Here is a 23,662-nt window from a genome sequence, read left to right on the forward strand (position 1 = left end):
CTGTCGCTGTTGGATTGAAGGCAGTGGTGTCTGCGTACCACGGTGAACCCCTTGCAGCCGAGGCGAGGTGGGGCACGCTGGCGCGAGGAACAGGCAACCGCCAGCCGGTCAGCAACCACAGCGGCCGCGGCCGGCTCGATGTAGGACGGCGCACATGAAAAGCGATCACGATCAGGAGGCAGGCAAGTCGACGGCTTCGAGGGGCGAGAAGCCCTCGAAGTGGGATCACTCGCCCGATGCGGGCGAGACCACGCGTGCGATGACGGCCAACGCGGTCGTGTCGGCTGCGGCCAACGTGCCGCTGCTGCTTGCCGCCGTCGGGCTGGTGATTTACCTCGCGTTCGAGGCCGGCCTGAACCTGCCTGGAACCATCTTCGGCGGGCTCAGCCTGGTTGTCTCCGGCTGGCGCTGGTCGATGAGCAAGCGGTACCGGGCGCGCGAGCCTCTGGATGAGGCAACCGAGCGGTTGGCTCGGCGCGAGGTCGAACTGAATGCGGGGCTGGCCGGCCTGATGTGGGGCTACGGTGCGCTGGCGATCTACCCACACCTGAAGGAGGTGGCACAGATCGCGTTTCCGATGATGCTGGCCGGCTCCGCCGGCGTCGCGGCGCTCTACGCGCCGCTGGCCGGGCGCGCGTACCTGTACATGATCGTGCCGCAGGTCGCATCTCTCGCCATGGCGCACCTGGCCTTCGATGGCCTGCGTTCGATCGGACTCGCGGCCGTCGTGGCCGGCTTCGGCTTCACGATGCACCGCTCCGCCCAGATGTCCAAGGCTGCGGGCGAGCGGCTCGCGAGGGCACTACTCGAGCGCGATCGACTGCGCGCCGACCATGCGCGACTGGCGCAGCTCGAGTTGATCGAGGCCAAGGTCGCTGCCGAGTCCGCGCGCAATGAAGCGGCAGCCACCCGGGACCTGTTCATCGCGAAGGTGTCGCACGAGTTCCGCACGCCGTTGCAGACCATCGTGGCCCTGGCCGACCTGCTGGCCCTGAAGACGGACGACGGCAAGTCCAAGGGGCTGCAGGAGCCGATCCAGCGGCTCTCGCGCGCAGCCGACCAGCTTATGCACCAGGCCAACGACCTGGCGGCCTTCGTGCGAGCGAACAAGGCTGCCGGCTACGAGATCCGCGAGCGGCCGGTGCAACTCGATGAAGTAGTCGCCGCATCCATCGTCGAGCTGCGTGAACTCGCGACTCGCAAGGGCATCGAGGTTCGCGTGGCAGTCCCGGATGTCTCGCTGCATGCCGACGACATGCGGCTGCAGCAGATCATCGGCAACCTGGTGAGCAATGCGGTGAAGTACACGACCGCCGGGCACATCGAGATTCGCGCCGAGATCGATGGTGGTGATCCCTGCACGATGTCGCTCTGGGTCAGCGACACGGGCAGCGGCATCGCCGAGGAGGCGCTGCCCAACGTCTTCGAGCCCTGGTTCCGCGGTACGCGCGAAGCGAGAGGCCTGGGGCTCGGGCTGTCGATCGTCCGGTCGCTAGTCGCGCAACTCGGGGGTACCGCGGAGCTCAACTCGGAGAAGGGTCGCGGCACCACGGCCTGCGTGCGCATTCCGGTGAAGGTGTTGGACCAAGCGCCGAAGCGGCCAGGCGCCGGGACCGCCAACCTGTCGAACATGCGGCTGCTGGTCGTCGACGACGAGGACTCCGTTCGCAACGCCGTCGCCGACCTGCTGCGCGCCAAGGGAGCTGTCTGTGTCGAGGCACCGGGGACCGAGGACGCCCTTCGAGAGTTCGAAGGCCAGGCCTACGAAGCCGCGTTGATCGACATCCAGATGCCGGGCGCCGACGGCTACGAACTCGCGAGGCGCTTCAAGGCTCGCCACCCGAAGTCGGAGACGCGGTTGATCGCGATGAGCGCGTTCGGTCTGGCACAAGAGCACAGCGGTCTCTTCGATGCCTACGTGGCCAAGCCAGCCAAGGCAGACACGATGGTGGGCACCATCGTTCGCGCATTGGAGCGTCGCGGGTCCGCGGCATCAAGCAGCAACTGAGCGGGCCGGCGGAACGCCGCGGCGCAGGTCGGCCTAACCGTCCCGAAGCGATGGAAGGACCTCTGCGACGGAGACCGCTCGCAGGTCACCGACCAGCCGACCCTGGGAGTCGGTGACGATGAGGCCCTTCTTCGCAGCCTCCTTGCAAACCGTCGCAAGCCGCGGATCGGCGAAACCGGTCGGCGGGTCGTACGCCTGCAGTTGCAGCCCCGCGATCGCCAGCAGTCCGTCGACGTTGGCAGGGCCGGCTTGTGCGGTCGGACCGCACAGGCCGGCAAGCGCCAGTCGCAAGGGGGATGTCCGGGGCTTCATGGCAAGGCGCGTGCAGGGATGACCATCCTGCGTCCCCTGCGAGGGCCGCGCAACTCGAAAGGCCGGTCCAGACCCCCGCCAAAGCAGCCACTGGTCGTTGCGCGTGACGCGCGCTACGTCAGTCTGCCTCGAGCGCGTTCGCCAAGCTAGCGCCGCCCGCGAAGCGCAGCGCCATCTCCCTGGCCCGCGAATGCCCGTCGCCATCCAGTACCGGCAATTCCACCGCCGGGGATCCGTCCACGTGCATCGGGCCGCCGAAGTCACTGTCGTAGAACTCGCCCGCGTGCTCGCCCTCGGAATGGTAGGCACGGTAGTCGGATTGGGTCAGGTCAACGCCGAGCGTGGCAGCGAAGTTCTGATAGGCCCAGGCACGCAACCTATCTCCGCTATCCACGGCCTCCTCGGCCAGCGTGCGCAGTGCCTCGACATCGCCTTCGCGCGCGAGCCGCTCCAATGCCCAGTTGTCGCCCGCATGTGCGAGATCGTCCAACGCCTGGTGCGATCCCTGGTCGGCCGCCGCGCGCAGCCAGTCATGCCGTTGTTCGACGGTGGGCGCGAGCTCGGCCATGGTCCGCGCGTCCACCTCGCCGTCGAGGCGCTTCGCGCGCTCGTAGAAGGTGGCGTCATCGAACTCCGCGGCAAATTCCGCGGCGGCCTGTCGCACGCCGCCGAGCGCCGCCTGGCGCAGGTGATGCTCAAAGGCGCGGTACTGCGGCGCCTCGATCAGGTACTGATTGACCCACGCCTGCTCGTGCTTGGTCAACACGCGTCCCTTCAGCGACTCCTCGTAGAGGTAAGGGTTGGGCTTGCGGCACCGAAACGCACGCGCCAGCTGGTGGTGGACCTGCGGGCTCAGTTCCCGCGATGCGAGCTCGTCGAGCAGCAGCGCCGAACCAGCGAGATGCGTAGCTGCCGACGGTGAAGCCTCTGGGGCGGCCTCATCGTCGAAGTCCAGGTCGTCCTCGTCGTCTTCGGCCCAGCCCTCGTCCTTGCTGCCTTGCGATGCCGCCGGTCGCGTTAGCGCCTCAACGTCATGCCACCGCATCGCACCGATGCGCCGTTCCTGCAGCAGTGCATGCAGGCTCGATGCGGCGACATGGCAAGCGCGCTGCGGAACGCTTAGCTGCAGGGCCCGGCCGGCGAGGGTGGGCCCGTTCTCAGGTGTCATGTCGCCGATGCCCGCGTCGCAAAGGACGCAGTCGGCGCGAAACGCCGCCCACGAGCCGTAGCCGAAGGCTGCAGCGAGCAGCTCATGGACATGGCTGCGCGGCATGGAGATGCCGCAGGCGGATTGGAGTTGGTGATGCGCAGTGTGCGCGAGTTGCTTCAAGGTCATGCGTCTTCCTTCCGTGTGCAACGTCGCATCAGGTCGAGCGCACGCGTTTAAGGACCCGGCGACGAAGCCCGGCTGGGAAGTACGTTGACGATGAAGAGAGGCCTTTTTCTACTCGCGTGCAAGTACGGTGGGCACCTTGATGGCGATTGTATGCAGCGTCAGGGCAGGCTCAAGGGGGCTCGGCCTGGCGGGCGGGATCTGTCGGCGCCGCCATGGCTGTACCACCCAATCGGGCGGCGCAGCACGACAGTCGAGTTCGTGGCCCGCTATGTCTTCGTCAACGCCAGTGCCCTGGACGACCAGGCGCTGGCGGCGGCTGTGAAGGCTGCGCGCTCGCGCGGCGCGACGGTCGTGAAGTCGCTAGCCGGCACGATGCTGCTGGAGGTAACGCCGGCGCAGGTGCCCGAGGTCTCGCAGGCCTTGGCGGGCTGGCGCTATGCGGCCGAACGCAAGAGGACCCGGGTGCCCGAGCGCAAGCCGCTGGAGCGTTCGAAGGCGCGCGGCGCGCTGGCGGCGGCCGCCAAGGGCTAGATCCATGACGCCTGCAGTTTGAATCCTAGGCTTTGTCGCCGTGATTTGCCCCAATTTGGGTGCAAATCTCAATGCATGACAAGGTTAATTATGTCAACTTTCTGACGCCGTTCGGAGGCGCCTTACGTCGAATGCTGCTCTGGCACGCCGCTGTCTTCAACGGGTGGTAGGCGTCCATCCCGTTGCTTACCAACTACCTGACGCGCCGATCCTCTGCATCGCCGGATGCTGTACCGTTGTTCAGCATCTGGAAGACGTACAGCGAAAGGTCCGCGACCAACCGGTCGTCGTGCGTACTGAGATCCAGGCCCGTCAGATCGGAGATTCGACCAAGCCGGTGTGCGACCGTCTTTCTGTGCACACCAAGCCTCTGCGACGCTGCTTCGTGTGAACAGTTCACGTCGAAGTAGACGCGCAGCGTCTGCAAGAAGAGGTCGCGCTGCTTCGGTTCCTCGTTCAGCAACTCACCAAGGTTCAGTTCCAGGAATCGCCGCATGCCGACATCATGGCGCAGACTCAGCAACATGCCGACTACGCCTGCACGGTCGTACACGACAGAGGCGGTCTTGCCCATCTGCCGTGAGACATCCAGCGCGATCTGCGCCTCCCGGTATGCGATTGCGAGAGCACGGGGAACGTGGCAGCGGCTGCTCCCACCCACCACAACCTGGCGTCCACCAAGACCGTCGCTGATGGCTTCTGCGAGACCCTTAGCAAATCGTTCGGCATCGTCGAGCGCCTGATCGGAACACAACACGGCGATCGAGATGCCCTGCAATGCGATCGCGCGCGCCTTCTCGCCACGTACGGTCTCCACTGCACGTGTGATCTTCTGCCGAAGGATAGAGCCCGAGCTCTGCGCAGATCCCGGAACCGTGGCGCCGAGTTCGCAGAGGTAGAGCCGCATCGGGCCCTCCAGATCCAGCTTGAGATCTGCCGCGCGGTCGATGGCCGCTGCACGTGCGGTCTCATCCGCGCGCAGCAAATCCCACAACGTTGCGTCGATCGACTCCGATCGTGCTCGGCTCGCCGATCGCTGTTCCAGCCGCTGCAAAGCAGCGATGACCGCAACTTGCGTGAGTGTCAACTCGATGAGCTCCGAGCGATGCGCGTCTTCGAGCGTTCCGAGGATCCAGGCCACCGCCTCGCCCTCGACAAAGATGGGTTGAACTCGCCAGGACAAGCCGCCCTGGGTCATCGACAGCCCCGCGGTGGCGACGCCTTGCGCGACGACGGCGGCGGCCACAGCAGCGACTAGGCCATGCGCCCGGTCACTACCACTCCATGCCAACAGTGTGCCGTCTCTGTCGATGATGGCCACGTCCGTCTTCAGCGTCGTGGACGTGGTAGAAACGATCGCATTCAATCCGGTGCCTTGGAGCAGCAGCAGCATGAGTGTCTGCGTGAGGCTTGAGACGCTGCGCACGACGTCGAAGCGCTGGTTGAGCGCTTCGTGCGCCTGCCCCAACTCCTCGACCATGCGGCGTTGCCCGGCGTAGAGCTCCGCGTTCTCTAGGGCGATCGATGTCAGGTTCGCAAGCGCTGTCAGCCGGGTCGTGTCCTGTGGCGTGAATGTCGAGGGTCGACGACGCCAGACTTCCAGCACGCCGATGATGTCGTCGCGTCCGAGCAGAGGGGCCGCCGACGCCGAGCGAACGAGTTCGGCCTCGGCTAGGTGGAAGAAGTCGCGGCTGATGGCTTCGCTGGTGACATAGTCCTCGACCGAAGCTGGCTTGCGGTGTGCTAGGACGAGCCCGGCCAACCCCTGCCCGGGTCCCATCTGCAGGTTCGCCGTTTCTGGCGAGCGGTTGCCGACGCAGCGGCGCATGACGATCTTGTCGTCCTCCCGCAACAGGACGCCGCAGATGTCCGCCGATAGCAGTTGCTTGGCCTCCTGCGTGATGAGCAGCAGGATCTCGCTCAGATCGTGGCTCTTGAGAATGCGGGTGGCGACCCGTTGCAGCGCCTGCACTTCGTCGAGGTTCTGGACGGCGATCCGCTGACGCTCACAGGTCTGTATAGCAAGCGCAAAGAACTTGCAGAACACGCCCAGATAGTCCGAGGCTTCGATCGTGACGGGATCACCCTCGATCAGCAGAGCGAGCGCGCCGGGCGCAACCGGGACAAACACGCCCCTCCCCACCCGCAGCGGAGCTTCGTGCGTCTCCAGTCCTCCGGGAAGATCCAGACCCGGTGTGTCGCCAACATGTTCCAGCATTGACGGGGCATACCAGGCGCCGCCAGTGCGCAGAATGACACGCCCGCGGGCGCCAGGGAGCAGTTCGGCGACAGCCCGTTCGGCCTCTGCGAGCACGAGGTCGTACTGCCCACGGGCCGCGGCAGTCGAGATCGGCTCGAGAGCGCCCGCCAGTGCGCCTGCCATCAGCGTTGTCTTGGAGGTGAATCGACTTCCCATGCCCCCGAGTCTGCGCCGCTATGCGCGCGCCAGATCATGGGGTCATCACTGCCTTCAGGCGCTGCTGCTTGGCGAGCAGTTCGTACAGCGCCGGCGCGTCGGCCAGTCGGCCACGTGCGTCCACCACCACGGTGGGATCGAAGGCTCCGCTGGTGATCAGCCGCAACAGCTTGCGACGCAGCCGAATGCTGTCGCCGATAGCGAAGCTGAGGGTCATCTCGTCCTTGAACGCGCGGCCGACTGGAAAGGCCCAGCTTTCTGCTACGTGCGCGCCCACGGAGACGACGCGTCCGCGCGCGCGCGCCAGCGACATTGCGAAGTCGAGCGGGCCATTGCCGCCGACCGCCTCGACGACGACCTCGGCACCGTCGCCATCCGTCAGTTTCCGCACCAGCGCCGCGGCGTCGTCCGGGTGCACGGCGACGGATCCCTGGGCAGTCGCGAACGCCCTGCGCGTTTCGTTGGGTTCGACCAGCACGACAATCCCCGCACCGGCCACCTGCGCCGACAATGCGGCGAGCTGGCCGACCGCGCCGCCGCCGATGACTACGACGAAGTCCCCTGCTTGGGTGCTAGCGCGCTCGATCGCGACCCAGCCTGTGGCGAGGTTGTCACCCATCAGCAAGGCTGCTTCCGGTGCACACTGTTCCGGCAATTGGCCCAGGGTCTGGTCGGCAAACGGCACCCGGACGTACTCCGCTTGCGCTCCGGAGAGGCTGGGACCGAATGCGGTGCCCGTGCCGAAGAAGGCCCGCTCAGTGCACTGCCAGTGTTCGGCTCGATCGCACCAGCGGCACTGGCCGCAGGCAGTGAAATCAGAAGACATCACCTTGTCGCCCAAGCGAATTCGGTGAACTGCACGACCTACTTCCACGACCTCGCCAACGAATTCGTGCCCAACCACCGCACCCGGCGTGATGCCCGCGAAGTCGCCCTTCACTACATGCAAATCCGTGCCGCAGATGCCGGCGTGCGTGACCTTCACAATGGCATCAGTCGCCTCGACAATGTGCGGTTCTGGGACGTCGCTGACTTCAACGTGCCCGGGGCTCTTGTAGACGACGGCTCGCATGAGAATTGTGGTCGACGCGGTATCCGCACTGGCCCCGACGATTCGAGAACGCCGGGACTGATTGTGGCCCAGGGGCCTCAGAATGCTTTCAGCAAGCGCAAATTGATGCGGTCCGACTCCTTCAGACCGTTGCGCATGGATAAGTCACGTCCATAGAGAGCTGCGAAGTGCCAGCCGGGCGCGAAGCCCCACCCGAAGCCGATATGCCATCAGCAGCAGCAGCAGCAGCATCGCCACCAGCGTCGGTGCTCTGATAAGTCCACCGAACTTTCGCTCAAGTGCTCCTTTGCAGCGAACCATCGGATCGTTTGTCATGCTGTCTCCTTTCGGCCGCACGAACGCGCGGCCCAAATCAGCAAGGGGCCGGGAGCTCGGCGATCCGCGCGGCGATCCGCGCGGCGGCGTCCTGCAACGCCTGCTGTTCTGCCGGCCGCAGCGTCAGCGGAACGATCTCCTTGAGACCGCGACGGTGCAGCCGCACGGGCAGCCCGACACGCGTGTCCACCGCCCCATAGGCGCCGCGCGAGCGCACGCACGCGGCGATGACCTCGCCGCTGTCGCGCACCATCGCGCGCACCATCGTCACGGCCGATTCGGCGGGCGAGAAGTACGCACTGCCCTTTTGCAGCAGCTTGACGACCTCGCCACCCGACTCCCGTGCCCGCTCGACCAGGGCCTTGAGCGTCTCGGCGTCGAACATCGACTCGATCGGTCGGTCGCCGACGAAGGCCTGGCTGAGCGGGATCACCATCTCGGGACCGTGACTGCCCAGCGCGACGGCACGGACCTCCTGCGGTCGCGCCTTGCCCGTCAGGCCGACGAGCGCGCAGAAACGCGCCGAGTCCAGCACACCCGCCATGCCGAGCACGCGCTCTTCCGGGAAGCCGGTCTGCTGCGCGGCCAAGTGCGTCATTTCCTCGAGCGGATTGCTCACGATCACGAGCGTCGAGTTCGGCGCATGCGTGCGGATGCCGCGGCACACCGACGTCATGATCTCGGCATTCACCACCGTCAGGTCGGTCCGGCTCATGCCCGGCTGGCGCGGCTTGCCGGCAGTGATGACGATGTACTCGGCCCCGGCCAGTGCTACGAGGTCATCGCTGCCCGACAGCCGCGTGGAGAAGCCGTACAGGCCGGCGCCATGCCACATGTCCAGTGCGAGCCCGGCCGCCAGCCCCGGCACCACGTCGACAAGCGCCACCTCCGAGAAGAGATCGCTTTCGGCCAGGCGCAGGGCTGTCATTGCGCCCACGTGGCCGGCCCCGACCACGCCCGCCTTGGGCCGCCCGTCGACCGCTCGGGAAGATTGTGCACTCGGCCCCAACGCGTTGCGGCGATAAAGAGCACCCGACGGCGGCAGCGCCAGCGGCCGAGAACCCGTGGCGGCGGGCGGCGCGACCGGAGTCGCCGGGCGTGCAGCGGGCACGGGTGCAGGGGCCGGAGCGGCAAGCGGCGACTTCACGACTGGAGCCGAAGTCGACGTGGGCGAGGCAGATGGCGTCGATACGCCAGATGACAAACCTGCGGCCTCGACGACGATGCCGAGCTCCCGGGCCCGATCTCGGGCCAGCGGCGTCAGGCGATCCCCTGCGGCGAGGATCAGCTTGCCACCTGCGGCTTCGACGTCGGCGGCAGTCAGCATGCGGGCCATCACTTGCCCTCCAGCTGCTCGATGCAAGCGATGGCCGCGGTAGCCGCCGCCTGCACGTCGCTCTCGGTGCCGGAAATGAACAACCGCCCGAACCGGCCCAGTGCGCGCACTTCCACGATGCTGATGTCGGCCGCCTTCTCGGCTTCGTTGGCGGCCAGCGAGACATAGGCGGCCGGAGACACCTCGAGCACGTACAGGCTTTGGCCGGGAATGAGCAGGTTGCCCTTGCGCCACTTGTTGATCAGCTGAGCCTGGTACGGATTGACGTTCGTCACGAACATCGACGAGGCGACCTTGGGTTTGACCCGGTCCGCCTCGGTGAGCCTCAGGTGCTCGAGCACGGCGGCTCCGGCCGCAAGCACCTCCGCCTGAGTACGCGAGTGGATCTCGAGTAGCCCGAACTCGCGCTCGACGACCTGAAGCGCAGGCCGGACATCGGCCGCCTTGAGAGCAATGTCGGCGCAGCGGAAGATCTCGTTGCCCGGCGCGACCTCGATGTAAAGCTCGGACATGCCGGCGATGGGCACGTCGCCTTGGCAGGTGGAGGCAACATGCGCCGCCGCCTGCGGCTGCATGCGGTCGACGAAGGCGTAGGTGCGCAGTTGAAAGTTGTCCATGGCTCAGCTCAGTGCAATTCCAAAGGGAGTGATCAGCTCGGCGTGTTCATAGCCCTGGACCTTCCAGCCTAGATATCGCGCGATAACGGCATCGGCGCCGGGGATCTGCAGGGCGCCGCCTGCCAGGTAGACGGTACCGGGGTCCTGTCCGGCGCATTGGCGCCGGACGGACTCGGCGACGCGCTCGATGCCCGGACGCAGCAGTTGCATGACTTCTGCACCGTGCTCGCGCTTGTGCACCTCGGCGACCTCGACAGGAAGCTTCAGTGCGCCGGCGAGGATCAGATCGAGGTGATGGCCGCCACCTGCGAAGTCGCTCAGGGTGGCGAGTTCGCCGCCACGGAAGACGCCGACGCCGGTCGAGCCGCCACCCACGTCCACGACCGCACCATCTTTGACTTGCAGGATGGCGTTCGCCGCAGTGACCTCGTCGACGAGGCTGCGACAGTCGATCCCCGCCTGCTGCAGCACGAAGGCACAGGCACGGCAGTCACTCACCGGCACTGCCGGCGGATGCGCGGTTGCCGCTGCTTCGATCTCCATCCCGAGTGCCGCTTCACTGCTGGCCTTCAGCTGCCGTACCGCCTGCACTGCGCCATGAAAGTCGACCACGACTCCGTCGCGGACGACCTGGGCGCTGATGAAATCCCAGTACACAGGCTCACCCTGCGCGTCCACGGCAGCGATCACGACGGTCGCCGTGCCGAGGTCCACCCCGAAGCGCAGCGGCACCTGCGGCGTCGACGGTTCGCGCAGACGCGCAGCGGCGCCGTCCAGGAAGCGCTGCACACGCGCCAAGCCAGTGTCGGTCTGGGTTCGCATGAGCATCTACAGCCCCATCGTCGGCAGGTAGATGTCGCGCCAGGGGCGGTTCTGGTGGGCGACGCGCTTGATGTTAATGAGATGCATCGGCGTGACGTTGTCCGACACGATCGAGCCACTCCACGTGCCCGTGCCCAGCATGAACGACGGATCGGTGCCGGCGCTGAAGCCCATGCCGCCGAGTAGGCTCGGCGTGTTGACGACGATGCGCGAGGCTGGCAGGTCCGACATGCGCGCCACCATCTCCGCGTCCTGGCCGTGCAGACCGAGCGTGTGGCCCTCACCGCCGAAGGCCAGCACCTCGCGGCAGCGCTGATGTGCGGCGCCAAGATCGCGTGTCCGATAGAACGACAGCACGGGTCCGAGGATCTCGGCTGACAGCGGTGTCTGCGGACCCACGTCGTCCAGCGCGGCGCCGAGCACCTTCGTCCCGGGTGGCACGGTCATGCCGATGCGCCGGGCCAGCTCGGTCGCGGTCTGACCCACAGCCTCCGGATTGAGCGCCCCGCGCCCGATAAACAGCAGCTCGGTCAGCCGGCGCTGCTGCTCGGCGTCGAGGAACACGGTGCCATGCTGCTCGAAGGCCTTGATGGCAGCGTCGGCGATCGGCTCATCGAGCACCACCGACTGCTCCGCAACGCAGGCGGTGCCGTTGTCGAACGACTTCGACGTGATGACCATCAGCGCCGCTTCCGACACGTCCGCCACCGAACGATGGATGTAGACCGGGACGTTGCCGGCGCCGACGGCCAGCGTAGGCTTGCCCGAGGAGTAGGCAGCCCGGACCATCGCAGCCCCGCCGGTCGCCATAACGAGCGCGGTGTCGCGGTGCGCCATCAGCTCGCGCGTGGCGGGCAGCTGGCCGCCAGACAGGCACTGCAGCAGGCCGATCGGCGCGCCGGCGCGCTCGGCCGCCTCGGCCATGATCTCCACGGTCCGCACGCAGCACTTCGCCGCCCGCGGATGCGGCGCGCAGACGATCGCGTTGCCCGCCTTGACCGCCGCCAGGCACTTGAAGATCGTCGTCGAGGTGGGATTGGTCACCGGGATGATCGCGGCGATCACGCCCATGGGCGCACCGATCGCCGTCACGCGTGCCACCTCGTCGGTCCACAGCACGCCCAAAGTGCGCATCTTCTTCATCGCATGCGCGCAGAACTTGGCGTTGTAGAGGTTCTTGAGGATCTTGTGCTCGTACACCCCGTAGCCGGTCTCGTCGACTGCCAAGCGCGCCAGTTCCGCCGCCGCCGCCTCTGCAGCCTGGCCCATGGCATCGACGATTCGGTCGGCCTGCTCCTGGGTGACACCCTGGAAGGACTCGAAGGCTTGGCGGGAGAGCTGCGCTTTGGTGCGCGCCTCGCCGATCGCCACGAGTTCTGGATCTAGAAGGTTGAAGTCGGTCACATCGTTACCTGCTGCTCGTCACCCGCTGCAACCCACGAAGCCGGGCGACGTCCTCGCGGATCAGGCCGCGGACGATCGCCTTGAACTTGTGGTCGTGGCAATGCCGTATCGCCCACAGGGTGCGCAGGCAGTCGCGCGCCCTTTCGCAAACGCTTGTCGCCATCACGCAAGCGCATCAGCGCGGCTTGGGCAGGATGCCTTCGACGTCTTCGTGCGGGCGCGGGATCACGTGCACCGAGACAATCTCGCCGATCTTCCCGGCAGCGGCCGCGCCGGCATCGGTCGCGGCCTTCACCGCGCCGACGTCGCCGCGCACCATCACGGTAACAAGGCCGCCACCGATCTGCTCGCGCCCGACCAGCCGCACGTTGGCCGCCTTGACCATCGCGTCGGCGGCCTCGATCGCGCCGACCAGACCCTTGGTCTCGATCAGCCCGAGCGCGCCGCGCGGGCCGTCGTTGACCGCGCCGGTCGTGGTGGGGTTCGTTGCCATTTCAGTATCTCCTTCGGGGGTTGAAAGTGCGCCAGCGGCCTAGCGCTTCTGGAAAGTGGTTTCGCCGTCGAACTGAACCGAGTCGACAATCGCGATGACGGCGGCGTCGGTGGGAGCGTTGTGTCCGTCCGAATCGACGCGCGCGGCGCTGCCCAGCGTCACGAGCACGATTTCTCCAACGCCGGCACCGGCCAGGTCGATCGCGACGTAGGTGGACGACGGTTCGACGCCGTCGGCGTCGTCCTGCGGTGCCGAGGCCCGCACCGGCTCGACCAACAGAAGCTTGTGCGATGCCAGACCGGCGGCCTTGATCGATGCGACAACGTTGCCGCGAACGCGAGCCAGCTGCATCGTGCCTGTCTCCGTATCTGTTTTGGGAATGGACTGAACGTTAGAGGGCGCGCAGTGCGGCGTCATTGGCCAGCGTGGAAGGTCAAAGGGGGGCTCCGTTGTCCATGCCGCCCCTGGTGGTCACCGTTCGCCGCCCCTAGAGTTGCCCCAGAGTTCGCAAGAACGAGCCTGCGTGCGCAAGGACCAAACGGAGACACGACGTGATCAAGGATCAGGACGCGGAATTCCACGTCACCGACTCGGACCCGACCTGGGCTGAGACGAACTTCTTCGGCTTCTTCAACGCCGAGCACAAGCTGAACGTGGGCGTGTATGCGCTCTTCCGGCCGAACCTTGGCGTCGTCAGCTCCACGATCTGTATGAATTCGGGCCGCGCCGTCACGCCCTGGGAAGCGGACTTCTGCGATCTGCGCTCCGCGATGCCGATCCCGACGCCGCGCTCGCTGCTGGACTACAAGCTGCTCAACACGCTGCACGTGCACTGCCTGGATCCGAACCGCGTCTGGCACATCGGCTATGACGACCAGCAGGGCACACGCATCGATGTGCGCTACGAAGCGCTGATGCCGGCGTTCGACATCCATGACCCAGAGATGGACCCGATGTGCGGCTCCGAGAGCGAGGCAGGCAAGTTCGCCTGGGGTACCGCGTACGACGGCCACTTCGACCAGACCGGCCACTTCAAGGGCAGCGTGGCAATCCGCGGACGCGAGGTGCCGATCGACTGCGTCTCGACGATGGACCACAGCTGGGGGGCCCGTCCCGAGCGTGGCAAGCCCAACATGAGCTGGTTGCACGCGCACTTTTCGAAGGACCTGGCCGTGCACGGCATCTTCGGGTTCGACCAGACGCGCAATGGCGTCGAGCTCTGGCTCGCCCATGGCTACGTGATGGAGCGCGGCCGCATCGTCGGGCTGAAGGCCGGCACGGGACAGGTCGAGCGCCCGCAGGAACGCTACCCCGAGCAGCTGCAGCTGCAGGTGACGGACGCCAAGGACCGCGTCTGGAAGCTGCGCGGCCGTGCGCTGACCACGTTCCCGTGGCAGTGCTGGCCCAACATGATCTCTTTCAACTCCTTGTGCGCGTGGGAGATGAACGGCTTGAAGGGTCACGGCGAGGTCCAGGACTTCTTTGAACTGCCGCAACTGAACGCGCTGAACAGCGTCGAGTCCACGCGCCGCCCGTCACGTCCCCTCTGACGTCCAACGAACCGAAAGGAGCCGAGGTACGCCGTGACCCGCGCGATCCTGTTCGACCTCGATGGCACGCTCGTCGACACGCGAGCCGCGTCATGGCAGTTGTTCTCTGAGACGAATCTCGCGTTCGCACTCGGAATCGACTCACGCGAGGCCTTCTTCCGGGCCTTCGAAGGCAACTTCTTCGAGTCCCTGGCCAAGCTCTGCCCCGATCCGCAGCGCGCCGCGGCGGTCAAGGCACACTTCATGGAGCTGCTGCGCACGCGCTACCACCCGGCACTGATCCCGGGCATGGTCGACGTGGTGCGCGCGCTGGCGCCTCACAGCACGCTGGCCGTCATCTCGACGAACGGCATCGAGGCGATCCGTCGCATTCTGGTCGGTGCCGATCTGGCCAACTGCTTCTCGCACGTCTTCTCAGGTGACGTGGAGCCGCGCAAGGCGGTTTCGATCCGCCGTTTTCTCGGGGACCACCGCTATGCGGTGCACCGCGCCTGCTCGCCGGCCTATCACGATGGCGAAGCCAGCCACGCGTCGCTGCAGGCGCAGGATGTCGTGTTGGTCACCGACACCGTCGGAGACGTCCGGGAGGCCCGCGAAGCCGGCATCCGCGCGATCGGCGTGACCTGGGGCATGCACAGCGAACGCCAATTGCTCGATGCCGGCGCCGAACGCGTGGCGCTGTGGCCGCAGGAACTGGTCGCCTGGCTGCGCGACGCCGATGCGCCTGCGACGAGTTGCGGCTGCTCGAGCGGGTCGGCAGACAGCTGCGCATTGCCGCCAGCACCAGCGCCTGCTGTCCGCGCTGCAGCCGCGCCACCAACGGGCGACCCAGTGAGAGAGGTGGCGCGCCATCGCCGCGAACGCCAGCTTCACACCCGCTTGCAGGCCGCTGCCGCGACAGCTCCTGCGGCACCCGGCGCCAGCATGGCCTCGGCAGCGTCCGGCCCGAGCGCACGCACCGAGCTGATGTCCTCGCTGCAACGAATCCTGAGAGAAGGAGACCACTGAGCGGCACACAACAGATCGCCTAGACGTCGAGGGCTCAGCCAGCGAACACCCTCCCTACCTCAAGACCAGGGAGACACCGTGAAGTCATTGTGGAAGGCTTCAACAGCTTCGAGACTTCGACGAGGCCGGACGATCTTCCTCGCCCCGGCGCTGAGCATGGGTGTAGCGGCGCAGTCACGCTGCCGGAAACCCCCGAGTCGCACGTCGGGAGCCTCTCGCGCGAGTTCCAGATCCTGCGCCCGACGACGAGAGACCGCGATTCGCACTTTGAAATGATGAGCAAGGCGGCGCTGGACGGCAAGCGTGGGCAGCTCAACTGCGAGGGCAGCCGAGCTGGGGCAGGTTGTGCTGGTGGACTAACAACAACGATCGGAGACAACACATGGACTATCAGAAACAGAAACGCGACCAGCCCGCCGACGACGGGCTGCGCTTGCAGGGCCCGACCTACGTCGGCCACTTCAATGACTTGCCGCCTGTTCTGGACGGAATCCTCGGCAACGGCATGATGAGAGCGCGCACGAAGGGCAAGACCCGCATGAAGGTCAGCAGGGCGAATGTGCTGTGCGACCAGCTCACGATCCCCGAGCTGAACGACCTCAATGACCAGCGTGCGTGGAACACCTACGACGTGGCCGTGATGCGCGCCAACGAGAGTGGCCCCGGAATGAGCCCGCGCCAGGAGAGCACGACATGAAGGCGCAGGGCTCCGCCGCGTCGGCGCCAGCCGTCGACGCTCCCTGCCTTGTCCACCTGATCCAGGAGATCGACGGCATGGACACGGCGAAGTTCGGTGGCAAGGCCGCGGGACTGGCACGCATGGCCGCCGCTGGTATTCCCGTTCCGCCGGCTTTCGTCATCGGCACGGACGCCTACCGCGCCTTCCGCGATTCCGGCGATCTGCCAGAGAACCTGATGCCCCAGGTCGATCGTGCGATGCGCGTGCTCGAGGGTCACACCAGCCGCTCGTTCGGCGGTCTGAGCGCGTTGCCGCTGCTCGTATCCGTGCGGTCGGGGTCGCAGGTCAGCATGCCTGGCATGATGGACACGGTACTGAACCTGGGCATCACCTGTCGTGGCGCGCAGCGCCTGGCGCAGGAGACCGGCAACGCCGACTTTGCCGTCGACACCTGGGTGCGCTTCTGGCGCATGTTCGCCGAGATCGTGCTGGACCTGGAGGCCGAGGTGATCGAGCACGCGGTTGTATCGCTGTTGGACCAGACGCGCCGTGAGCCCTCCGAGGAGAACTTCCTCCGGCTGGAGACCGCCGTTCTCGGCGCGATCGTTGCGCAAGGCGTCAACGAGGTCAGCGCCGATCCGGCCTGGCAACTGCGTCGGGCAATCGCCGCCGTGTTCGAGTCCTGGGACAGCCGGCGCGCGCGCGCCTATCGCGCGCACCACAAGATCTCCGACGAACTGGGGACCGCAGTAACCGTGCAAGCGATGGTCTTCGGCAACCTGGACAGCCGCTCGGGCTCCGGAGTCGCCTTCACCCGCAACCCGAACACCGGTGCGCGCGAGTTGTACGGCGAGTTTCTCGCCGGCCGCCAGGGCGAGGACCTGGTGTCCGGCTCTGCCACGCCGTCGCCGCTCGGGGCACCCGGCGGGCTGTCCGAGGCCCATCACCGCGAATTGGCCGACCACGGGCATCGCCTCGAGGAGATGTACGGCGACGCGGTGGACATCGAGTTCACCGTCGAAGGCGACCGCCTCTATTTCCTGCAGGTCCGCCCTGCCAAGCGGACAGCGGCAGCGGCCGTCCGGATTGCCACCGAGCTGGTCGACGAAGGCATGCTGGGCCGTGCCGCGGCGTTGAAGCGGGTCAGCGTCGAGCAGCTCAAGAAGCTGCTGCGACCCGCTTTCGAACCCGATGTGCTGGTACGAACCCGTCCGCTGCTTGAAGGGATCGGGGCCAGTCCCGGACACGCCTACGGCATTGCCGTGCTGGATGCGGACCGTGCGGCAACAGTGGCGGCCTCGGGCGAGCGAGTAATCCTGGTGCGCCCCACAACCAGTCCGCAAGACATCCGCGGGATGTTGGCCTCGCGGGCCATCGTCACGGCCAAGGGCGGCGCGCTCAGTCACGCCGCAGTGGTCTCCCGTGCGCTCGACGTTCCGTGTGTGGTCGGCTGTGAGGCCATGGAGGTCGACCTCGCTGCGCGCAGCTTCACCGTCGGCGATGAGCGCCTGGAGGAAGGTGCTCCGCTTTCCGTGGACGGTGCGACGGGCAAGGTGTACAGCGGCCTGCTTCCGCTGGAGCCGGCTTCGCAGGCGACCGAACAGATCGACCGCTTGCTCGTCTGGGCAGACGATCGCACCCAAGCGTCGTTCTGGGCAGGCAGTGTCGGCGCCGCGGATGCGCAGACCGCACTGCGACAGTCACCTCGCGGCTTCGGCGTCGTGGCGCTGACGGAGCTGATGATCGCCGACGAGACGCTGGGCGACTTTATCGATGCGGTCAACGACCTCGGGCAGCAACCCGACCGGAAGTCGACGCAGGATCGGCTCGCCTGTCTTGCCTACCAGGCTTGCCAGCGGCTGATGCTCGAGTCGGCCGGCACGCCGATCGACCTGCGTCTGCCCAACCTGGGTTCGCCCCGGGCGCAGCGCATGATCGGCAGTTGGGCATCGCTTGCACCGCGGCTGTTTCTGCCGCTGGGTCTCAAGGGCCTGTACGTGGCGCTGCTTCGCGGCATTGCGGATGCCGCTCGCGAGACCGGTCATGCGCAGACCACGCCGCTGGTGCCCGGCATCACGGCCGCATCCGAACTGCAGGCCTTCAAGCGCGCCGCAGCGGGCCTCGGACTGAACCAGGTCGGCGTGGTCCTGCAGAGCCCCGCCGGCATTGCGGAGGCGCACGGCATCGCCGAAGGCGCCAGCGCGGTCTGGGTCGACCTGCGCGAGATCATCAGGACGTACTACGGCTATCCGAGCGCGCTGTCCTTCGCCGACGACGTCTTCGAAACTTATGTCGCTGACGGGTACTTGGCGCACAACCCGCGGACGGCCTTGGGCAGCAAGCTCGCCGAGTTGTTCGCGGGCGTCGCGGCGGTGGCGGCGCACCGGCCGGAGGTGCGCATCGGCGTCGAATGCGGCGATGGCGCCGCGCTCAGCTTGGTCGAGGATCTGTACCGCAGCGGCGTTCGCTTGTTTTCGCTGCCCACCACGGCGCTGCCCTCGGCACGTCTGGCGCTCGGGCAACTGGTGGTCAAGGAGTCATCGACATGAGTGAACTGAGTCAACTGAGAGGCAGCGCCCTCGGCTTTGTCGAGACGCAGGGGAAGACGGCGGCGACACTGGCCGCCGACGCGATGGTCAAGGCAGCGAACGTCCGGCTGCTGACGATGCAACAGCCCGGGGGCGGCATCATCACAATCATCGTGCGCGGAGACGTCGGTGCCGTGAAGGCCGCTGTCGACGCGGGCGAGGCGGCGGCCAAGGTGGTCGGCAAGGTGCGCTCGGCGCACGTCATTCCACGGCCGCACGACGACGTGGAAGACCTCCTCGAGCGTCCGCCCGTCCGCTGAGGCACGGCGTGCGCCGTGCGTCGGACTCGCCGCGCAAGGGGCGTTCAACTTCCGCGACCTCGGCGGACAGCCGACGCGTGCGCGAAGGAGTGATCTTCCGGAGCGACGCACCGCACGCGCTGACGCCCTGTGCGTCGCGGTCCTGCGGGATCGCATGGGACTGCATGCCGTGATCGACCTGGGCCTCGCCGACAAGGTCGCCGAGGAAGGACGTTGCTTGCGGGGCGAGCATGTCATCCCGTTCGTGAGCATGGCATCCGTCGACAGGCCGGCGCCCGATCAGCTGATGGGCCATCTCCATGCACGCCGCTTGGCGTCGGACACGCTACCGAAGGCCGTCGAACGGAACGCCGAGTTCTCCGGGCTGCCGACGCAGTTCCACTATCGAGAGCACTTGGCTGCATGCCCTCGGCCGTCTATGCCGTCGAAGAAGCTCCGATCCGGCGCTTGCTCGCAACGTTGGAGAAAGAACGACTTCGGCGGCGCCCCGGGGTTGGGCCGCCCGCTGCGGGATCGGCTCCTTGCGCCGTCGCTGCGCTGGAACGGCAACGTCTGGATCCGCGCCGACTGCCGCGCCTTCCGCTGTACACCTGTGCGCACCACGCTGAATGCCGCGATGCCCGACTCCGTCGACGCGCTCCTCACTCGCTCTGCTGCCCGCCGAACCGACAGGCCGGCACTCATTGTCGATGTGCATCGGTGGGGCTTTGCGGAGCTGAGGCTGCGCTGTATCATCGTCGCCGTTGGTGCTCGTCGAGGCGCTCCGCCAAGACAGTTCAACGGGAATCAGGGAGGTCGAGGTCGGACGGACCGACACCTAACCTGAGCTGCCCCCGCAACGGTAAGCGGACGGCAAGGCCAGATCGGCCTGCCGGCTCGTGACAACATGCCACTGGGATGCATCGCCGGTCAAAGGATCGGGCGATGACGACTGGGAAGGCGTCACGGGTAGTCTCCGTCAGCCCGGATACCGGCCAACGAGGTGGCGAACGGCTCTTGCGGTTCGCTGTAAGGCGCATGGCTGCGGGGAAGCGGCCGAGCGCGATTGGTCCGTGTCTCCGTCATGACTTCCTCGTCCTTCGGCTGCGTGCAGCGTGTCGCTGCCGCTCTCGTTCCCTTTGCCCTTTCCCCCGTTGCCATGGCTCAGTCGGCGCCGCCGACCGCGCTCGAACGGGTGGTCATCACCGCCAACCGAACGCCGCAGCCGCTGTCCACGGTGCTGGCCGATCTCACCGTCATCGACCGCGACGAGATCGAGCGCGCAGGCGTTACCGGCGTGGCTGATCTGCTGGCGCGGCAGCCCGGTATCGAGATCACGCGCAACGGCGGCCCCGGCACCTCGACGAGCGTGTTCATCCGCGGCAGCGAGACGCGCCACACGGCCGTCTACATCGACGGCGTGCGCGTGGACTCCCAATCCACCGGCGGTGCCGTGTGGGAGCAGGTCCCGCTGGACCAGATCGAACGCATCGAGATCCTGCGCGGACCAGCCGCAGCCATCTATGGCTCGGACGCCGTCGCGGGCGTGGTCCAGCTCTTCACAAAGCGCGGCCAGGGATCTGCGCGTCCGACGGCGTCGCTGACCGTCGGCTCATACAACACCGTCCAGAGCCAGGTTGGCGTCAGCGGCTCGGCCGATGCGCTGAACTACTCGCTGTCGGCAGCCCACGGCCGCAGCGACGGATTCGACGCGACGAAGCCCGGCGCCTTCGGGCACAACCCTGACAAGGACGGCTGGAAGCGCAGTTCGGTGCAGGGTCGCGTGGGCTATCAGATCAACGCCGAGCATCGCGTGGATGCCTCCCTGCTCGCCAGTAACCTGAAGTCGGGCTACGACGGCTCGGCCACAACCAATGACGAGAACCACCACACGCTGCGCACCGGCAACGTGGCCTGGCAGGGCCGCTGGAACGCCGATTCGACGACCCGTCTGCAGGTCGGTCAGACCCGCAGCACCTACGAGACCCAGCCGAGCTTCTACCGGACCGAGACAACGCTGAACGACTACACCCTGCTGCACGAGCAGAAGGTCGGCGGCAACGTGTTCACCGGCACGCTGGAACGGCGCGAGGACAAGCTCTTCAACCCCGCGACCGCGTTCGGCTCGGCTTTCGGCGGCAAGCGTCACCAGGACGCCATCGGCCTGGGCTGGCGCGGCGACTTCGGCGACCACGGCGTGCAGGCCCATGTGCGGCGCGACGACGACAACGAGTTCGGCGGCAAGACCACCGGCAGCCTCGCCTGGGGCTGGAAGTTCCTGGCTGGGTGGCGCGTGACGGCCGCGGCCGCCACGTCCTTCCGCGTGCCGACCCTGTACCAGCGCTTCAGCGAGTACGGCGTGGCCAGCCTCGTGCCCGAGTCCGGTCGCAATGTCGAACTGGGCTTGCGTTGGGCTGCCGCGGGCAGCGAAGCGAGCCTGACGGCGTGGCGCAACAAGGTCACCAATCTGATCGTGTTCGGTTCGCCGGGCCCATGCATCAACACTTTTGGCTGCTACCAGAACGTCGGCCGCGCCGAACTGGAAGGCGTGACGCTCGCCGGCCGCACCGCACTGGGCGGCGTCGTGTTGCGCGGTTCGCTGGACTGGCATGACCCGCGCAACCTCGACACCGACAAGGTGCTGAGGCGTCGCGCCAAGCGGCTGGCGACCTTCGGTGCCAAGACGGTGCTGGCAGGCTGGACGGTGGGCACCGAAGTGCAGGTTGCGGGACTGCGATACGAGAGCGCGGCCAATACCCAGGTGCTCGGTGGCTTCGGCCTCGTGAATCTCTACGTCAGCACGCAGCTGAACCCGGGGCTGTCGCTCGAGGCGCGCATCGACAACCTCGGCGACAAGCCCTACGAGCTGGCGCGCAACTACGCGACCGCCGGCCGCAACGGCCAGGTCTCGCTGCGCTGGTCGCTCTGAGCCATCGCGACCCGACCCCCCGCCTGACAGTCACTCGAGTTGTCGACATGGCCGCCGCCCTGCTGATCGCCGCCCCGGCCTCCGGCCAGGGCAAGACCACGGTGGCGGCGGCACTGGCGCGGCTGCACGCACGGCAGGGCCGGCGCGTGCGCTGCTTCAAGTGCGGTCCCGACTTCCTCGATCCGATGTGGCTGGAAGCGGCGAGCGGCCGCCCGGTCGACGCCCTGGACCTGTGGATCAACGGCCCCGACGACTGCGCGCAGCGCCTGGCCGCTGCCGCCAGCAAGGCCGACCTCATCATCGTCGAAGGCGTCATGGGCCTCTTCGATGGCGAGCCCAGCGCCGCGGACCTGGCGCAGCGCTTCGGCATCCCGGTGGCGGCGGTGATCGACGCCGGTGCGATGGCCGGTACCTTCGCCGCCGTGGCGCATGGCCTGCGCCACTGGCGGCATGCCCTGCCGTGGGCGGGGGTCTTCGCCAACCGGGTGGGCAGCCCCCGGCACGCCGACATGTTGCGCGAAGCGCTGGACCCGGCGCGGCCCGACGACGGCGGCCCGTGGCTGGGCCAACTGTCGCGCAGCGACACCGTCGCTCTGCCCGAACGCCACCTGGGGCTGACGATGCCCGCCGAAGCAGCGGACACGCGGGCAAGGCTCGATGCCGCCGCAGATGCCGTTGCGGGCCAGCCCCTGGGGCGCGAACTCGCCGCCTGGCCTCGGTGGCAGCCACCGCAGGCCCCGCAGCCGGCGCCTTGCCGGCGGCCCCTGGCCGGACGGCGCATCGCCGTGGCGCGCGACGCAGCCTTCGCATTCATCTACGCGGCCAACCTCGAGGTCCTGCGCGAACTCGGTGCGCGGCCGGTGTTCTTCTCCCCGCTGGCCGGCGACTCCCTGCCGCCCTGCGACGCACTGTGGCTTCCGGGCGGCTATCCCGAACTGCATGCGGCGCGGCTGGCCGAATGCGCCCGGCTGCGCGCGCAGATTGCTGCACACGTGCAGTCGGGCAAGCCGCTGTGGGCAGAGTGCGGCGGGCTCATGGTGCTGGCCGAGCGCCTGGTCGACGCCACGGGCCGGTCGCACGCCATGTGGGGCCTGCTGCCGGGCACCGCCGTGCTGGGGCGGCGCCTCGCGGCCTTGGGTCCGCATGAGATGCCGCTCGCGGCAGAGGCGATGCCACTGCGCGGGCACAGCTTCCACTGGTCCCGCTTCGAGACGACGCTCGAGCCTGCCTCTTTCACCACGCCGCAGCGCCGGTCCGCAGCCGCCGGCGACGGCGACGGCGACGGCGACGGCGAGGCGGTCTACGAGCTTGGCAGCCTGCGCGCGAGTTGGTTCCACCCGTGGTTCGCCTCGTCACCTGCCGCGGCCGCCCGTTTGTTCGACATGCCCTCGCCGTTCCGGCCATGACGCAGGCACGACATGAACTGATCCTGGGCGGCGCCAAGAGCGGCAAGTCGCGCACCGCGGAAAGCCGTGCCGCCAGATGGCTGGGCGAAGGCGGCCACCGGCGCGCGGCGCTGGTGGCCACGGCGCTGCGCGGCAAGGTCACCGGCGACGCGGAGATGGACCGGCGCATCGCGAGGCATCGCGCGGACCGTGCGGCCCGCGTTCCTCAACTGCAGACCGTCGAAGCGGCGGATGCCCTCGGCGGCACCCTGCAGGGTCTGTCGGACCCGCAACTCCTCATCGTGGTCGACTGCCTGACGCTGTGGCTGACCCAGATCCTGATGCCGCCGCCCGGACGGGTCGCGTCAGCCGCGCTCTGGCACCAGGAACGGGAGGCCTTGCTGTCGGCCCTGCGCGAGAGCGCCTCTCCCATCGTGCTGGTGTCCAACGAGATCGGCCTGGGGGTGCTGCCGATGTCGCGCGAGGCGCGCGACTTCATAGACACGCTGGGTCTGCTGCACCAGGCCGTGGCCGGGCTCTGCGGCCGCGTGACCTTGATGGTGGCCGGCTGTGAACTGAGCGTGAAGGACGAAACTTGATCCGTACTGAACCGCCCATTTGG

Annotated in this window: 21 protein-coding genes and 1 riboswitch; of the genes, 10 read left to right on the plus strand and 11 right to left on the minus strand. The window is 67.4% G+C overall.

Going from position 1 to position 23,662, the window contains the following annotated elements:
- Nucleotides 1–154: 154 nt before the first annotated feature.
- Nucleotides 155–2,008 (plus strand): ATP-binding response regulator, encoded by a 1,854-nt coding sequence (locus MPE_RS21910; RefSeq protein WP_011831816.1) that lies wholly within the window; start codon nt 155–157, stop codon nt 2,006–2,008.
- 33 nt (nt 2,009–2,041) lie between these two features.
- Here the strand turns inward: MPE_RS21910 and MPE_RS21915 are convergent, their stop codons facing one another.
- Nucleotides 2,042–2,320, minus strand: a complete 279-nt coding sequence (locus tag MPE_RS21915) for a hypothetical protein (protein WP_112191486.1) — start codon at nt 2,318–2,320, stop codon at nt 2,042–2,044.
- Nucleotides 2,321–2,438: 118 nt separating this feature from the next.
- Nucleotides 2,439–3,656, minus strand: coding sequence for a hypothetical protein (locus tag MPE_RS21920; RefSeq protein ID WP_011831818.1), 1,218 nt, complete (start codon nt 3,654–3,656; stop codon nt 2,439–2,441).
- Nucleotides 3,657–3,914: 258 nt separating this feature from the next.
- Between MPE_RS21920 and MPE_RS24220 the strand changes: the two genes are divergently transcribed.
- Nucleotides 3,915–4,187, plus strand: a complete 273-nt coding sequence (locus MPE_RS24220; protein ID WP_041930423.1) for a hypothetical protein — start codon at nt 3,915–3,917, stop codon at nt 4,185–4,187.
- Between the two features lie 193 nt (nt 4,188–4,380).
- On the opposite strand, the gene MPE_RS21930 is transcribed toward MPE_RS24220, so the two are convergent.
- The 9 genes from MPE_RS21930 to MPE_RS21965 form a co-directional block, all read right to left on the minus strand.
- Complete coding sequence (locus MPE_RS21930; RefSeq protein WP_148211121.1) at nt 4,381–6,603, minus strand: helix-turn-helix domain-containing protein; 2,223 nt, start codon at nt 6,601–6,603, stop codon at nt 4,381–4,383.
- A 34-nt stretch (nt 6,604–6,637) separates the two neighbouring features.
- Nucleotides 6,638–7,675: an alcohol dehydrogenase catalytic domain-containing protein gene (locus MPE_RS21935; protein WP_011831821.1), complete on the minus strand. Its 1,038-nt coding sequence runs from the start codon at nt 7,673–7,675 to the stop codon at nt 6,638–6,640.
- 144 nt (nt 7,676–7,819) lie between these two features.
- On the minus strand, nt 7,820–7,990 hold the full coding sequence (locus tag MPE_RS24400) for a hypothetical protein (protein ID WP_158304650.1): 171 nt from the start codon (nt 7,988–7,990) through the stop codon (nt 7,820–7,822).
- A gap of 37 nt (nt 7,991–8,027) precedes the next feature.
- Nucleotides 8,028–9,326 carry a malate dehydrogenase gene (locus MPE_RS21940; protein WP_011831822.1) on the minus strand — a complete coding sequence of 433 codons (1,299 nt, stop codon included), beginning with the start codon at nt 9,324–9,326 and terminating at the stop codon, nt 8,028–8,030.
- On the minus strand, nt 9,326–9,943 hold the full coding sequence (locus tag MPE_RS21945; protein ID WP_011831823.1) for a BMC domain-containing protein: 618 nt from the start codon (nt 9,941–9,943) through the stop codon (nt 9,326–9,328). The genes MPE_RS21940 and MPE_RS21945 overlap by 1 nt, the downstream gene beginning before the upstream one ends.
- A gap of 3 nt (nt 9,944–9,946) precedes the next feature.
- Entirely contained in the window at nt 9,947–10,765 is an 819-nt protein-coding gene (gene eutJ / locus MPE_RS21950) for an ethanolamine utilization protein EutJ (RefSeq protein WP_158304651.1), read from the minus strand.
- Nucleotides 10,766–10,771: 6 nt separating this feature from the next.
- Nucleotides 10,772–12,169, minus strand: a complete 1,398-nt coding sequence (locus MPE_RS21955) for an aldehyde dehydrogenase family protein (RefSeq protein ID WP_011831825.1) — start codon at nt 12,167–12,169, stop codon at nt 10,772–10,774.
- A 175-nt stretch (nt 12,170–12,344) separates the two neighbouring features.
- Nucleotides 12,345–12,662 carry an ethanolamine utilization microcompartment protein EutM gene (gene eutM / locus MPE_RS21960; RefSeq protein ID WP_011831826.1) on the minus strand — a complete coding sequence of 106 codons (318 nt, stop codon included), beginning with the start codon at nt 12,660–12,662 and terminating at the stop codon, nt 12,345–12,347.
- A 39-nt stretch (nt 12,663–12,701) separates the two neighbouring features.
- Complete coding sequence (locus MPE_RS21965; protein WP_011831827.1) at nt 12,702–13,013, minus strand: EutN/CcmL family microcompartment protein; 312 nt, start codon at nt 13,011–13,013, stop codon at nt 12,702–12,704.
- Between the two features lie 200 nt (nt 13,014–13,213).
- Here MPE_RS21965 and MPE_RS21970 point away from each other — a divergent pair, with 200 nt between their 5' ends.
- From MPE_RS21970 to MPE_RS22005, 8 genes are all read left to right on the plus strand, one after another.
- Nucleotides 13,214–14,212, plus strand: a complete 999-nt coding sequence (locus tag MPE_RS21970) for a DUF7064 domain-containing protein (RefSeq protein WP_011831828.1) — start codon at nt 13,214–13,216, stop codon at nt 14,210–14,212.
- Between the two features lie 33 nt (nt 14,213–14,245).
- Nucleotides 14,246–15,220: an HAD family hydrolase gene (locus tag MPE_RS21975; RefSeq protein ID WP_011831829.1), complete on the plus strand. Its 975-nt coding sequence runs from the start codon at nt 14,246–14,248 to the stop codon at nt 15,218–15,220.
- Between the two features lie 382 nt (nt 15,221–15,602).
- Nucleotides 15,603–15,917 (plus strand): hypothetical protein, encoded by a 315-nt coding sequence (locus MPE_RS21980; protein WP_011831830.1) that lies wholly within the window; start codon nt 15,603–15,605, stop codon nt 15,915–15,917.
- Nucleotides 15,914–18,448 (plus strand): pyruvate, phosphate dikinase, encoded by a 2,535-nt coding sequence (locus tag MPE_RS23075; protein ID WP_011831831.1) that lies wholly within the window; start codon nt 15,914–15,916, stop codon nt 18,446–18,448. Before MPE_RS21980 ends, MPE_RS23075 begins: the two co-directional genes overlap by 4 nt.
- Entirely contained in the window at nt 18,445–18,747 is a 303-nt protein-coding gene (locus tag MPE_RS21990; RefSeq protein ID WP_011831832.1) for a BMC domain-containing protein, read from the plus strand. The genes MPE_RS23075 and MPE_RS21990 overlap by 4 nt, the downstream gene beginning before the upstream one ends.
- A gap of 727 nt (nt 18,748–19,474) precedes the next feature.
- A riboswitch (cobalamin riboswitch) is annotated at nt 19,475–19,740 on the plus strand.
- Nucleotides 19,741–19,810: 70 nt separating this feature from the next.
- Complete coding sequence (locus MPE_RS21995; protein WP_011831834.1) at nt 19,811–21,655, plus strand: TonB-dependent receptor domain-containing protein; 1,845 nt, start codon at nt 19,811–19,813, stop codon at nt 21,653–21,655.
- Nucleotides 21,656–21,702: 47 nt separating this feature from the next.
- Nucleotides 21,703–23,061 (plus strand): cobyrinic acid a,c-diamide synthase CobB, encoded by a 1,359-nt coding sequence (locus tag MPE_RS22000; protein ID WP_011831835.1) that lies wholly within the window; start codon nt 21,703–21,705, stop codon nt 23,059–23,061.
- Nucleotides 23,058–23,639, plus strand: coding sequence for a bifunctional adenosylcobinamide kinase/adenosylcobinamide-phosphate guanylyltransferase (locus MPE_RS22005; protein WP_011831836.1), 582 nt, complete (start codon nt 23,058–23,060; stop codon nt 23,637–23,639). The genes MPE_RS22000 and MPE_RS22005 overlap by 4 nt, the downstream gene beginning before the upstream one ends.
- Nucleotides 23,640–23,662 lie beyond the last annotated feature (23 nt).

Source organism: Methylibium petroleiphilum PM1 (assembly GCF_000015725.1).
In the GTDB taxonomy this organism is placed as follows: Bacteria; Pseudomonadota; Gammaproteobacteria; order Burkholderiales; family Burkholderiaceae_C; genus Methylibium; species Methylibium petroleiphilum.